At 44.4% G+C, this 12895-nt stretch carries 10 protein-coding genes and 2 pseudogenes; 3 read left to right on the top strand and 9 right to left on the bottom strand.

The genetic code is table 11. The features are described from left to right. Positions 1-2: 2 nt before the first annotated feature. The 3 genes and pseudogenes from recQ to LW728_RS06035 form a co-directional block, all read right to left on the bottom strand. The gene (gene recQ, locus LW728_RS06045) at positions 3-2108 is read right to left on the bottom strand and encodes a DNA helicase RecQ (protein WP_287765694.1); all 2106 of its coding nucleotides are present in this window, start codon (positions 2106-2108) and stop codon (positions 3-5) included. A gap of 108 nt (positions 2109-2216) precedes the next feature. Further along, entirely contained in the window at positions 2217-2828 is a 612-nt protein-coding gene (locus LW728_RS06040; protein WP_287765692.1) for a DUF3318 domain-containing protein, read from the bottom strand. Between the two features lie 312 nt (positions 2829-3140). Beyond that, positions 3141-3347, bottom strand: a pseudogene (locus tag LW728_RS06035) (zinc ribbon domain-containing protein); the annotation flags it as partial. A 2-nt stretch (positions 3348-3349) separates the two neighbouring features. Here LW728_RS06035 and LW728_RS06030 point away from each other — a divergent pair. Continuing rightward, positions 3350-3535 (top strand): annotated as a pseudogene (locus LW728_RS06030) (type II toxin-antitoxin system HicB family antitoxin); the annotation flags it as partial. On the opposite strand, the gene LW728_RS06025 reads toward LW728_RS06030, so the two are convergent. Then, positions 3524-5602, bottom strand: coding sequence for a thioredoxin domain-containing protein (locus LW728_RS06025; RefSeq protein WP_287765690.1), 2079 nt, complete (start codon positions 5600-5602; stop codon positions 3524-3526). The pseudogene LW728_RS06030 and the gene LW728_RS06025 overlap by 12 nt on opposite strands. Before the next feature lie 78 nt (positions 5603-5680). On the opposite strand from LW728_RS06025, the gene LW728_RS06020 reads away from it, so the two are divergent. After that, complete coding sequence (locus LW728_RS06020; RefSeq protein WP_004163859.1) at positions 5681-6289, top strand: chromophore lyase CpcT/CpeT; 609 nt, start codon at positions 5681-5683, stop codon at positions 6287-6289. Here LW728_RS06020 and hemB read toward each other — a convergent pair. The 3 genes from hemB to def form a co-directional block, all read right to left on the bottom strand. Beyond that, positions 6286-7266, bottom strand: a complete 981-nt coding sequence (gene hemB / locus LW728_RS06015) for a porphobilinogen synthase (RefSeq protein WP_190356405.1) — start codon at positions 7264-7266, stop codon at positions 6286-6288. The two genes, LW728_RS06020 and hemB, sit on opposite strands and share 4 nt — an antisense overlap. A gap of 116 nt (positions 7267-7382) precedes the next feature. Next, the gene (folE, locus tag LW728_RS06010; protein WP_002752393.1) at positions 7383-8039 is read right to left on the bottom strand and encodes a GTP cyclohydrolase I FolE; all 657 of its coding nucleotides are present in this window, start codon (positions 8037-8039) and stop codon (positions 7383-7385) included. Positions 8040-8412: 373 nt separating this feature from the next. Beyond that, the gene (gene def, locus LW728_RS06005) at positions 8413-8955 is read right to left on the bottom strand and encodes a peptide deformylase (protein ID WP_194015178.1); all 543 of its coding nucleotides are present in this window, start codon (positions 8953-8955) and stop codon (positions 8413-8415) included. A 120-nt stretch (positions 8956-9075) separates the two neighbouring features. On the opposite strand from def, the gene dnaA reads away from it, so the two are divergent. Next, positions 9076-10410, top strand: a complete 1335-nt coding sequence (dnaA, locus tag LW728_RS06000; protein WP_004163862.1) for a chromosomal replication initiator protein DnaA — start codon at positions 9076-9078, stop codon at positions 10408-10410. Between the two features lie 333 nt (positions 10411-10743). Here dnaA and LW728_RS05995 read toward each other — a convergent pair whose 3' ends face one another. Then, the gene (locus LW728_RS05995) at positions 10744-11694 is read right to left on the bottom strand and encodes a heme o synthase (RefSeq protein ID WP_004163864.1); all 951 of its coding nucleotides are present in this window, start codon (positions 11692-11694) and stop codon (positions 10744-10746) included. A 13-nt stretch (positions 11695-11707) separates the two neighbouring features. Beyond that, positions 11708-12628 (bottom strand): COX15/CtaA family protein, encoded by a 921-nt coding sequence (locus LW728_RS05990; RefSeq protein ID WP_004163865.1) that lies wholly within the window; start codon positions 12626-12628, stop codon positions 11708-11710. Positions 12629-12895 lie beyond the last annotated feature (267 nt).

The raw sequence follows: 12895 nt of genomic DNA, 5'->3' as shown, positions 1-12895 counted from the left end.
TTTTAAAGTCGTCTTTGCCAAGCAACAACTAATTTAATTTCCTCATAACTATAATTATCTCCCAGATTTTCCTTGAGAGTTTTCAGGGATTGAACGCCAACTTTTTTAATCGCTAAACGAATATATTCCTGTTTATTTTTAGAGACTAACTGATTAATATCAATTTCGTAACCCGCTTCTAGCAATTTAGCTAAATGTTCATAGATGGTTGAGACTTTTAAGCTTCTTTTGCGAGCGATTTCTTCCGCATTCAAACCATCTTGATAGTATTGGAGAGTGAGGAATTGAGTAGAGGGAAGACTATCCTGACAAAAATCATTAATTGCCGCTATAAATATATCCCCATACTGTTGGACTTTGCTGTGTACTACTCCAGAAATTTGACGAAACTGCCCTAAACTCCGGGGTTTTGATTGGGCCATTAAACGCAGACTAGAATCATGGAAAATAACGTAGGGAGGAACTCCTTGACTATCGGCAATTTTTTTCCGCAGTTGCCGCAAGCGCTCGAATAATAAATCACTTTCCACCATATTGGGATTGTCGTCTCCCAAGATTGGACCGTTAGCTTTTTGGGGGACGGCAATAAACACGGAACGTTGTTTCCGCATCACTTCCCAACTGTGTTGATTAAGTTTCAAGATTCTAAAATTGTCTTCAGTTTCTACCAGTAGATTTTGCTGGACAAGGGAACGACTTAAACGTTTCCACTCCCCGAGAGTTTTATCCTTACCGATGCCATAAGTGGATAATAAATGATGTTGATATTGGGTGATTCTTTCACCTTTTCCTCCCCTGAGTACGTTGATTATGTGCATCATACCGAATTTTTGTCCCGTCCGCGCCACACAGGATAAAAATTTTTGTGCCTCGATTGTCCAATCCTCAGAATTGTTCCCATTCCGACAGTTATCACAGTTACCACAGTTACCCGCAAAACTTTCTCCAAAGTAACCTAGGACGCTCGATCTTCTACATTCAGTCCCTTCAGCATAATCTAACACCTGTCGCAATTGTTGGCGGGCTTTCTGTTGTTCATTTTGCTCGGTTTTTTGGTTAATAAAATACTCAATTTTTCTGGCATCTGCAAAGCTAAAAAACAGCGTACATTTAGCCGGTTCTCCGTCCCTACCAGCGCGGCCTGATTCTTGATAATATCCCTCTAAATTGCGGGGTAAATCGTAATGAACGACAAAGCGCACATCCGGTTTATTAATCCCCATACCGAAGGCAATTGTCGCCACCATAATCTGCACATCATCCCGAATAAAACGGGTTTGATTTTGGCTTCTTTCCCGATCCTCCATACCCGCATGATAGGGTAGGGCATTAATACCATCTTTTTGTAACTGTTCGGCAACTTGATCGACGGTTTTGCGGCTGATACAATAAACAATACCAGACCCTTTTTGTCCTTTAATATATTGATACAATTGCTGATAAGATTTACTGGTTTTAGGTTGAACTTCATAATAAAGATTAGGACGATTAAAACTAGCAATATGAATGGAAGTATCTCGCAATCCCAATTGTTGGATAATATCTTCCCTTACCTGTTGGGTGGCCGTGGCAGTTAAAGCCAGAATTGGCACGGAGGGAAAGCGTTGACGAACTTGTTTAATTTGTCGATATTCAGGGCGAAAATCATGACCCCAATCGGAGACACAGTGTGCCTCATCCACTGCTAAACAGGCTAAACCGAGGTAATTATCAATAACAGCTAAAAAGTCTAAAAAACTAGGCGATAATAATCTTTCTGGGGCAACATATAACAGTTTAATTTTCCCTTGCAGGATTAAAGATTCTCTTTCTCTGACTTGTTTAGCGTTTAAAGTGCTATTGAGAAATGTTGCCCCGATACCATTATCAGCTAAAGCAGTTACTTGATCCTGCATTAAAGCAATTAGGGGAGAAACCACCACCGTCACCCCTTTTTTGATTAAAGCGGGTAGCTGAAAACAGAGAGATTTACCGCCTCCAGTGGGCATAATTACTAATAAATCCTGATTGTTTAAAGCAGCCTCAATTATTTGGCGTTGATTCGGTCGAAATTGATCGTAGCCAAAGTGATATTTTAAGGCTTTTTCTAGAGAGTCAATTGCAGCCATTGGGCAAGGGGAAAAATATTTTTATAGTAGTTATTTTAAGGTTAGGGATTTAAGTGATCAGTGATCAGTAATCAGTAAAAAGAAAGCTGATAGCCAAAACAACTGACTTTAAGATTGTCTCACCTGATCGGGAACACCAACAAAGGATAGATTAGCTAATTTTTTCAGATTTTGACAGCGCAATAACTCGTTAAAATTGAGACTCGATCGCCCCTCAATTTCAGCTATAGTCTCAATAGCCGATAATAAACCCTTAGCGGCCTCGGTTTCCGTGTAACCGCGTCTAACGGCCACTTTTAGGGCTGCCTCATCCGCGTCTAATTCCCGTTGGGGGCTGCGTTTTTCCCGCCAAATCCGGTTAATTGCCAAGGCAGTTAAACCCCCCGCCACTGCCATACCGACGGCATCGGTTTGTAGGGTTTCCACGGTTAAACCGATGATACCAGCCAGAGCAATTACTCGATCGAGATCGGGTTTAAACCATTTTACTGCCGTTAAAACACAGACGGCCCTTAACAAGACTAAATCCCGTTGGGGTCTTGATAATTGCCGCCAGAGGTCAAAATTAATTTGAATTGGTCTGACCCCTCTTTGCCAGGGCAGGGGAAAATTAGTTTCGATTACCTTGGGGCTTTCGGGTTTGCTGACAATGCGCGTCATCATCCGTCCCGAAGCGGGCATGAGGTCTAGTAAATGACTAATCTCGTTGTCTTGGTTCATCGATCACCAGCCAATAGTCTTCGATCATTGAGTATAATGGCTTTCCGAGTTAATATCTCTTTTCCGACAATTTTCTCAAAGTTGAACGAATCCGCGTCAGTCCCCACCGTTCGGCGGTTCGGCTGAACTCACCGTCGAAGCCCTCAGCAAGGCAATGGTGGGGAAGCACCATTTGCCCTGTACTTCTGGGGGTAGACTATGTTGATTATGCAGCCAGATTAAGCAATTTCTTGGGGGTAAATCCTGAAGTTGGAGAAACCTTGACATCCTCACCGCCGTAAACGGACGGTGATTCCTCACCACGCCACCTTTTTAGGATAGTCGCGTCAATGGGGTTGACGCTTCACAGGATGCTGCTACCTTAGCGGTAGTCTTACGCTTTCCGACCCGTCCATTTAGGGTCTCCGATTGCCCACTGGCGACCTTGATATTTACCGCAGCATTGATGTCTCGATCATGAAAAGTCCCACAGAAAAGACATTCCCACTCACGGATATTTAACGCCTTTTTCCCGCCGATAAGGAGGTTACTGGGCGGAAGTTCCTGCACTCCCTGGCTGCATAACAGAAGGGGATAGTATTGATGAACTCATCAATAGCCTTCAAGAGGCCATGCAAGGCTGGTTAGAAGTTGCCAACGAAAGCCAAACACCAGAGCCTATTTCCTGGGAGAGTGGGGAGCAGAGAGAAAAAACCTTAACCGAGTAGTATTGACGGACCCACCATCACCCCAGCAATTTGTCGGTCTAACTGTTCTAAATTTTCCGCCGGTTCAAGGCAGCATAACCCTTGACAAATTAACCCAAATGTGCTAGGGGGCAAACTGTCATCGACTCGATACACCGCAGTGGGTAAATAGCGACTTAACAGCGGCTCGATCGAGCTTTCCGGGGCCCGCAGACAGAAACCGTGACGATAGTGATCGAGGGCGACAAATAAACTGGGGCAAGCGGTGGGGGACTCTTCGAGGATGGTACTAAAAGATTGCAAGGCCTTTTCGGCCCGATCGAGATATTCTAGATTTTCCGTCAATCGCGACAGACGCAATAAATTAGCGATCGCAATTCCGTTGGCCGAAGGGGTGGCATTATCCGTATAACCCCGTTCTCGCACGATCAGATCGAGACTATGATCGGAAGCAGTATTAAAATATCCCCCCTCATCCTCGGCCCAAAACCAGCGATCAAATTCCCCTTGTAGATCGATAGCCGCCTCTAACCAGCGAGTTTCTTGGGGATTAGCCGTTTGCAAGTCCAGTAAAGCCTTAATAAAATAGGCAAAATCCTCCGATTGGGCCAAAACCGAGGCCTGACCCTGATAATTCAAGCGCTGAAAACGTCCATCTAACCACTGATGCTGGAGAATAAACTCGGCCGCGACCGTAGCCATTTGCCAGTACAAAGGTTCGCTAAAGACGGCAAAAGCCCGGGCTAAACCGGAAATCATCAAACTATTCCAAGCGACGATCATTTTCGTATCCGTTACCGCCGGAATCCGTCCCGGCCAAGAGACGTTTTTCGCCTCTTGATTGTCTCTGGCCGGGGGAAAAAGAGCTAATTGGGCTTGAGAACTGCCATAACGCCGAATAAATAACTTATCGAGGATATTTTCTATCTCCTTCCCTAATTCTCCCCCTTGCCGACGTTGCAGCACATTACGACCCTCAAAATTCCCCTCGGCAGTAACGGTAAAATTAGCCTGCAGCAGCCCCAATTCCTCGGTCGAGAGATAATCCCTTAACTCTAAATCCGACCAGACATAAAAGGCCCCTTCCTCTGGTTCCCTATCCGTGGCCTTCTCAAAACTATCGGCATCTTGGGCCGCATAAAAATAACCTTCTGGGGCGGTCATTTCCCGTTTTAGCCAGTTAACCGTGCCTTTAATCCCTCTCTCAAAGGCCGCCTCTCGATTACCCGCACTCCACAAATTGGCTAAATATTCGACAATTTGCCCGTTATCGTAGAGCATTTTTTCAAAATGGGGAACTGTCCATGTCGAATCCACCGTATAACGATGGAATCCTCCCCCCACATGGTCATAGATTCCCCCCAGGGCCAGATCTTCCCCCCGTTGATAGGCCACTTGCCGGAGGGAATCCTCAAAATCGTCACCAAAGCGACTGCCCTGCAAAGCCAGATGAGAATATGGAATCATCGGAAAACTGGGCCGACCGTAATTATTGGGATTAACCCGAATCACTGCCGTATTTGTCTCGATTCCTGTGGCTAAAAGGGAAGGTTCGGCTAAATTGGTCTCTGCTCGCGGTAAAATAGCCGATTGACGCAGTGCGCCCAGCATTTCGGCCGTAAATTTGCTTAATTTCTCCTTTTCCTCGTCATAATAGCGACGTACCGATTGCAACACTTGCAGAAAACCGGGCCGGTTAAAACGCGGTTGCACGGGAAAATAGGTGCCACCATAGAAGGGAATTAAACTATCGGGTGTTAGGAATACATTCAGCGGCCAACCCCCTTGACCGACCATCATCTGCAATGCTTGCATATAGATACTATCGATGTCCGGTCTTTCCTCGCGATCAACTTTGATCGGCAAAAAATACTGATTGAGATAATCGGCAATGGCCCGATCGGAAAAAGCTTCTCCTTCCATAACCGTACACCAATGACAGCTAGAATAACCGATCGAGAGAAAGATCGGTTTATCTTCTCTCCTGGCAATTTCTAGGGCGCTGTCACACCAATACCACCAATCGATCGGGTTTTCGGCGTGTTTTCGCAGGTAAAGACTTTCAGATTCAGCCAGATGATTAGCCATGGGAAAAGGGGTATTTTTGCTCTTGCTGCTTATTAGTTTAAGCTAATTAGAGACTAACCTAGAATCAAGCCTCTGCTCATGCTGAAAACTTCGATCGCCCTAGGATTTTTTCTCACTCAATCTTTACTCCTTAATCCGCAAGTGCAAGGGGTGGCTAATCATTTAATTGGGGTCATGGATACGACGCAACAAGCGCAGACTAACCCGCGCATTGCTAAGGTGCAAATGACTACCTGTGCCGTGGATTTTTCCCCGAAACAGGATAGTATTTATCTTTATCAGGAACAGGCAATTATCGATCGCTTAAATCAACCCTATCGTCAAAGAATTTTAGTCATTCAACCTAGCCCCGATAATTCCACTGTGGAATCAAAAGCTTATAAGTTAAATAATGCCCCTAACTTTATTAATTTTTGTAACAAAGACTTGACAGAAAGAAAATTAAATGTATCAGATTTGGCCGAGTCGGTGTGTACTGTGTTTTTAAAACCGATAGCGGGGGGTTATCGGGGAGAAACTCCCCCCCAGGGTTGTCCCACGAATGCCAGAGGTGCGGTGAAAATAACTAATACAATTATTCTACATTCCCAGGGCATGGATACCAGCGATCGAGGTTATGATAGCCTTGGCCGGCAGGTATGGGGAGCGCAGGATAATGTCTATCAATTTCGCTGGCAAAAACCCTAAAATCGGCTTTCCTGTTTCATTAATGCCACATCGAGAGCAAAATAGGTCAAAATCAAATCGGCCCCCGCTCGTTTCATACTGGTTAAAGTTTCCAAAATCAGGCTTTTTTCGTCAATCCAGCCCTGTTTTGCCGCCGCTTTAATCATTGCGTATTCACCACTAACATTGTAAGCGGCGACGGGAAGATGACTACTATCGCGCAGACGACGGATAATATCGAGGTAGGCAAGAGCGGGCTTAACCATAATAATATCTGCCCCTTCTGTTATATCTAAACTGGCTTCCCGTAAGGCTTCCCGACTATTAGCCCCATCCATTTGATAGGTTTTCTTATCACCAAATTTTGGCGCTGATTCTAAAGCATCTCGGAAGGGACCATAATAAGCAGAGGCATATTTAGCCGTATAAGCGAGAATTCCCACATCTAAATAGCCAGCCGCATCTAAAGCTCGACGGATCGCCCCAACCCTACCATCCATCATATCGGAAGGAGCGACGAAATTAGCCCCGGCCGCCGCTTGCGAGAGCGACATTTTCACTAAAACTTCTAGGGTTTCATCGTTGAGAATTTTCCCGTCCTCCACAATACCATCATGACCATAAATCGAAAAAGGATCGAGGGCTACATCGGTGATAATAATTATTTCAGGGACTTCTTTTTTGATCGCTTTCACTGCCCTTGGCACTAAACCATCGGGATTATAACTTTCTCTGCCGCAATTATCTTTTTTATCTTCGGCAATCAGGGGGAAAAGAGCGATGGCATTAATGCCTAAATTATAAGCATTAACTACTTCTTTGAGCAATAAATCGAGGGAATAACGATAACAATCGGGCATAGAAGGAATAGCCACCTTTTGATTTTCTCCCTCCATGATAAAGAGGGGATAAATCAAGTCATTAACGGTTAATTCAGTTTCACGAACAAGACGGCGAATCGCTGGAGTATAACGAAGACGACGGGGACGAATCAGCATGATAACAGCGAGTTAAAAATAAAAAGTAAACAGTAAATAGCTGGTTTTGCTCTAGTTTTTTACCTAGGCAAAAACCGGGGATAGGACGATCAAATAATCCTGATCCCCCTGACTAATTAGTGAAAATCGGGACTATGACGAATCAAACTCATAAACTCTTGACGAGTCTTAGCAGAATCGGCAAAAATACCGCGCACGGCACTCGTAGAAGTCCAAGAACCGGGTTTTTCAACCCCGCGCATTACCATACACATATGAGTCGCTTCAATCACCACAGCTACCCCTTGAGGTTGTAGTAATCCTTGCAAAGCATCGGCAATTTGTGCGGTTAAACGTTCCTGTACTTGCAGTCGTCTGGCGTACATTTCACAGATGCGGGCAATTTTCGATAAACCGATCACTTTCCCGTTAGGAATATAGGCAACATGAGCGCGGCCGATAATTGGTAAAATATGGTGTTCACAGGAGCTAAAAATATCGATGTCTCGGATTAAAACCATCTCGTTAGCATCCTCGTGAAAAACTGCCCCATTCAGCAATTCATCCAGGGATTGCTGATAACCAGAAGTGAGAAATTTTAGGGCTTTTACTACTCGTTTGGGAGTGTCTCGTAAACCTTCGCGATCGGGATCTTCTCCTAATCCTAACAGCAGTGTTCTTACCGCTTGCATCATCTCGGCTTCCGATACCGGCGATTTAGGTTCGGTAATCACTTCGGGAAAGTGATTGTAGTCATCATTGTCGAAAATTGCTTTGGATTTAGCTAAGGTCATAGATATTTTTACGGACTCCAATAGTTAATTGATCGGCAAAGTTTTCTGATGTTACCAATGTCAATAAATACCCTTTGCTAGAGTATTTATTTTTCTGGGCATCTAGACGATAACTAATGAAAGCTATCGGGTTATTCCCTCATCTGTGGGGTTATCTCCGGTGCGGAAATATTGAGGGCAGGCAGGGTTCTACTACATAATTAGTCTATCTTGTCAAGTAGTTCGTTTGTTTGCTATCTTGGGCTTCCTAGAATGATAATCGTTATCATTTTAACAAAAAATTTAGATTTACCAACAAAAATTTTGTCGCCAGATAAAATATTCCCGTTGAGTTATTTAACTTATTTTGAAGAGATAGGCAGATTTTGCGATTTTATCGCTTATATTCAGCAATATTCCTGATTTTATGGTATTCTTCCTCCGAGTATAAATCCGCCGGAGAAGCAAGGCGATCGAGAAAGAGGATTCCTTCCAGATGATCGTATTCGTGTTGAAAGATGCGCGCGACAAAATCCCTGAAAACTTGACGGATTTCCCGACCATTGCGATCATAATAGGCCACCTCAATCCACTGATGACGGGGGACAAAACCGCGCCAATTGGGGACACTGAGACAACCTTCCCAACCCTTGACCATTTCCTCGCTCACCTGCAAAATGCGAGGATTAATCATGGCAGTGGCCTGCATGATCGGAGCGTCGGGATAACGAGGATTGGGGTGAGAAGCAACGATAAACAGACGCAGAGATCGAGCAACTTGGGGCGCGGCAATTCCTACCCCGTGGGCAGCTTGTACGGTGGTAATCAGGGAATCGATCAAATTTTGACAGTCAGCATCGAGAAGATTATCGATCGCTGCTGCTTTTTGCTCTAGAATTGGATTTCCTAATTGGGTGATTGTTAAAACTTGCGTCATCTGTCTAAAGATTAATTGTTTTCCTCTGAAAATTATTTTATCGTCAAGGGCAAAATCTCGCTAAACTGATAAGGTTTCCCCGCAGCAGCACTAGAGCAACTTTGTTAATCAAAATTAATCGTGGATAGCAGCGCCCAACAACTTTGGCATAATCTCCTAGAGCGTCTAAAATTACTATTAACCCGTCCCGCTTTCGAGACTTGGTTTCAAACGGCGACGGTTAAAGAATGGCAAAACGATCGCTTAGTAATTCAGGCTGCCAATCCTTTTATTCTTAACCATCTTCAGAAAAATTATCTGTCAACAATTGCTGAAGTGGTCGAGGATATCGTCGGTTATCCCGTCGAGATTCAACTAACGGCACAACAGGGCGATTCGATCGCTATTTTCCAGCCCAACACTAGCTTAGAATCAGAATTATCCCCCAGTAATCAACTTAACCCTAAATATAATTTTTCCCGTTTTGTTGTCGGTCCAACCAATCGTATGGCCCACGCGGCTGCTTTAGCGGTGGCGGAATTACCCGGGAGGGAATTTAACCCGCTTTTTCTCTGTGGTGGTGTGGGATTAGGTAAAACCCATTTAATGCAAGCGATCGGTCATTATCGTCTAGAATTATATCCTCAATCTAGGGTTTTTTATGTATCGACGGAACAATTTACTAATGATTTAATCACCGCTATCCGTCAAGATAGTATGGAAAGTTTTCGTAATCATTATCGCCATGCCGATATATTATTAGTGGATGATCTGCAATTTATTGAAGGAAAAGAATACACTCAAGAAGAATTTTTTCATACCTTTAATACCCTGCACGAAGCGGGAAAACAGGTAGTTTTAGCCTCCGATCGCCTGCCCAAACAGATGCCCAGTTTACAGGATCGTTTAATTTCTCGCTTTTCTATGGGATTAGTCGCCGATATCCAAGCACCGGATATCGAAACTCGCATGGCAATTTTACAAAAAAAGGCCGAGTACGAAAATCTGCGTCTCCCAAGAGAAGTTATCGAATATATTGCCGTTAATTATACTTCTAATATTCGCGAATTAGAGGGGGCATTAATCCGGGCTACTACTTATATTTCTATCTCCGGATTGCCGATGACGGTAGAAAATATCGCGCCGGTTTTAAATCCACCAATGGCCAAAATTGCCACTTCTCCTGAGATTATTATGGCGGTAGTAGCGGAAAAGTTTCAACTCTCGATCGCCGATCTAAAAGGAAATTCCCGCCGACGAGAAATTAGTTTTGCCCGACAGATTGGAATGTATTTGATGCGTCAACACACGGATTTAAGCTTACCGCGCATTGGCGAAGAATTTGGCGGCAAAGATCACACCACCGTTATTTATAGCTGTGATAAAATCAATCTTTCCCAGCATCAAGATCGACAATTACAAGAAATCTTAGCCCAACTAATCGAGCGAATTAACTCCCTCAGTCGCAATCAGTAGTCGGGGGTAATTATGAATGATGAATTATGAATTATGAATTGGGAATTGGGGAGATGGGAGAATTATGAATTATGAATTATGAATTGGGAATTGGGGAGATGGGAGAATTATGAATTATGAATTATGAATTGGGAATTGGGGAGTGGGGAGTATTTTCAGTGAACAGTAAACAGTAATCGGTGATCGGTACTGATAACTGATAAGTACCTAAGCAAAATTAATTACACATATCTAACCACCTCTTGCCTCCTGCCTTTTGCCTTTTGCCTATCTTCACTAGGAAATTAATTTTGCACGACTACTTAACTGATAACTGATAACCGATAACTGAGATTAACTACAGGAGAATAAACTGGCAATTGTAGCGATGAGACGAGAGGTCATGGGTAAACTATCGATCACCATAGCTGTACATAATAACATCATGTAAAGAATGGAATATTTAAACAGCGATCGAGCCATGTCCCGATCAAAAGGATTCTGTTTTAATCGCCAAGCTTTTTTCAGGAAAACAAACCCTAAAATTAAAGCCGCTACACCATAAACCACACCACAGGCAGCCAAGGGATAAATCAGGAGGAAAGTGAAAGGAACGACGATTAAAGTATAGAGCCAAATCTGCTCGCTAGTGGCTTCTTCTCCTTTAACTACGGGCATCATCGGGATATCCACTTCTGCATAATCATCCTTGATCATTAAAGCTAAAGCCCAAAAATGGGGAGGAGTCCAGAGGAAAATAATTGCGAATAAAATCCAGGGAATCCAACCGAGATCGCCCGTTACTGCCGCCCAACCGACGAGGGGAGGAATCGAGCCAGCCGCGCCACCGATAACAATATTTTGGATACTATGACGCTTGAGCAGATGGGTATAAATCAGCATATAAAATGCGATGCCGGTCATTGCTAAAAATCCGCTCAAAGTATTGACAAAAAAGACAAAAAGTGCTAGGGAAAGAGAGGCTAAAACGAGGGCAAAAATGAGGGCGTGGAGGGGTTGCACGCGACCGGAGGGGATCGGACGGGCGCGAGTACGAAGCATGGTGTGATCGATGTCGCGATCATAGATGCAGTTTAAGGTTTGAGCGGCGGCGGCGGCGAGAGTGCCACCGAGGAGGGTAAGAAAGAGTAAGAGAGGGGAAACCTGACCTTTAGAGGCGATTTCCATAGAAGCGGCTGTAGTAATCAGCAGTAGAGGAATAATTCGCGGTTTGGTGAGTTGATAATAACTTTTAGCGACTTGTAAAAAATTATCGTGGTGGCGAAGGGCTTGAGTTCCAGTCATCGTGATTAAATCCTTAGAGATGGCTTATAGGTGCGAAAGAACGATCGCGAAGGGCAAAAGTGGTAAAAGCGACGAGGGTTGCCACCAATAGCGCACCGATGCTGTGGTGGGTAATGGTTAAGGGTTCCACCTGGAGATGCAGTTTCAGGGTGGCAACGCCCAAAAACACCTGTAGGGCGACTAATCCCCCGGCGCTAAAAGCTAGTTTTTTAAGGAGAGGATGGATAGCGGCAGTTCGCCAAGCGAAGAAAACTAGGGTTAAAACCGAGATAGTGGCGGGAAAAACCCCGATAATGTGGCTATTCATCACGGTGCAGAGTTGGGAAACCGTTAAACACTGATGGGCAGCCCAACGGGAACCGACGAGACCGCCGAGTAGACATTGCAGATAAACTAGACCGGTGGCGACCATTCCCATCCAAGTTAGTTTCCCGACCGCACCTGTGCCACGGTAGGGAGTCAGACCGATAGCAATGACGATTAAGGTGGCAAAAAAGAGCAAAGCTGTGGCTAAATGGGCGGTTACGATGTCAAATCGCAGTAATTGGGTGACGGTTAATCCTCCCAGGACTCCTTGCAGGAGAATTAAAGCCAAGGCAGCGATCGCCGAGGGCAACAGCCAAGGGGGAAGATGGCGACGATACCACCAAGACAGACCGACGAGAGCGATCGTGCTAAACCCGATCAAAGAGGCATCGAGACGATGAAACCACTCCAGAAATACCTGTAGATTCATCTGCTGACTGGGAATCCATTGACCGTAACACAGAGGCCAATCGGGACAAGCTAAACCGGCGTTCATAACTCTGGTGGCAGCACCCACCACCATGAGGGCGAAAGTAGCGATCGCAATTTTCCAGACTAAGCGGCGCATCCACACCTGAATATGGCCAGTTTCTCTTAGGGGTGTCGGGTTAAAAACAGATTCGGTCATCGGTTTGCCTGTTCTCAAGGAGTCTGTCATCAAAGATCATGGCTTTGTTTGCCAGTTAGTTATCACTGTGAATGAGTTTTTTTACGACCAGTAAAACCTTTTAGATATTCTTTAGATTTCTGGTCATTTCCGTTACATTTGTTTACATAAACTCAGAATAAAACATAAAAATTAGTTATTTAAAATACTTTCCCCGAAAACGATCCCAAAGAAAAGATAAAATTCTCAGAAGATGCTGGTTAAATTTCCCATCTATAGGGGAATCAT

This window comes from Microcystis sp. 49638_E5 (genome assembly GCF_021300285.1).
Taxonomy (GTDB): Bacteria; Cyanobacteriota; Cyanobacteriia; order Cyanobacteriales; family Microcystaceae; genus Microcystis; species Microcystis aeruginosa_C.
The sequence above is the reverse complement of the archived record's forward strand: the minus strand, read 5'-3'. Positions and strand labels throughout refer to the sequence as shown.

Coding starts and splice junctions, on each gene's coding strand:
- LW728_RS06040 (WP_287765692.1), bottom strand. CDS start 2,828: ATGAACCAAGACAACGAGATTAGTCATTTACTAGACCTCATGCCCGCT.
- recQ (WP_287765694.1), bottom strand. CDS start 2,108: ATGGCTGCAATTGACTCTCTAGAAAAAGCCTTAAAATATCACTTTGGC.
- LW728_RS06020 (WP_004163859.1), top strand. CDS start 5,681: ATGCTGAAAACTTCGATCGCCCTAGGATTTTTTCTCACTCAATCTTTA.
- LW728_RS05995 (WP_004163864.1), bottom strand. CDS start 11,694: ATGACTGGAACTCAAGCCCTTCGCCACCACGATAATTTTTTACAAGTC.
- def (WP_194015178.1), bottom strand. CDS start 8,955: ATGACGCAAGTTTTAACAATCACCCAATTAGGAAATCCAATTCTAGAG.
- LW728_RS05990 (WP_004163865.1), bottom strand. CDS start 12,628: ATGACCGAATCTGTTTTTAACCCGACACCCCTAAGAGAAACTGGCCAT.
- LW728_RS06025 (WP_287765690.1), bottom strand. CDS start 5,602: ATGGCTAATCATCTGGCTGAATCTGAAAGTCTTTACCTGCGAAAACAC.
- folE (WP_002752393.1), bottom strand. CDS start 8,039: ATGACCTTAGCTAAATCCAAAGCAATTTTCGACAATGATGACTACAAT.
- hemB (WP_190356405.1), bottom strand. CDS start 7,266: ATGCTGATTCGTCCCCGTCGTCTTCGTTATACTCCAGCGATTCGCCGT.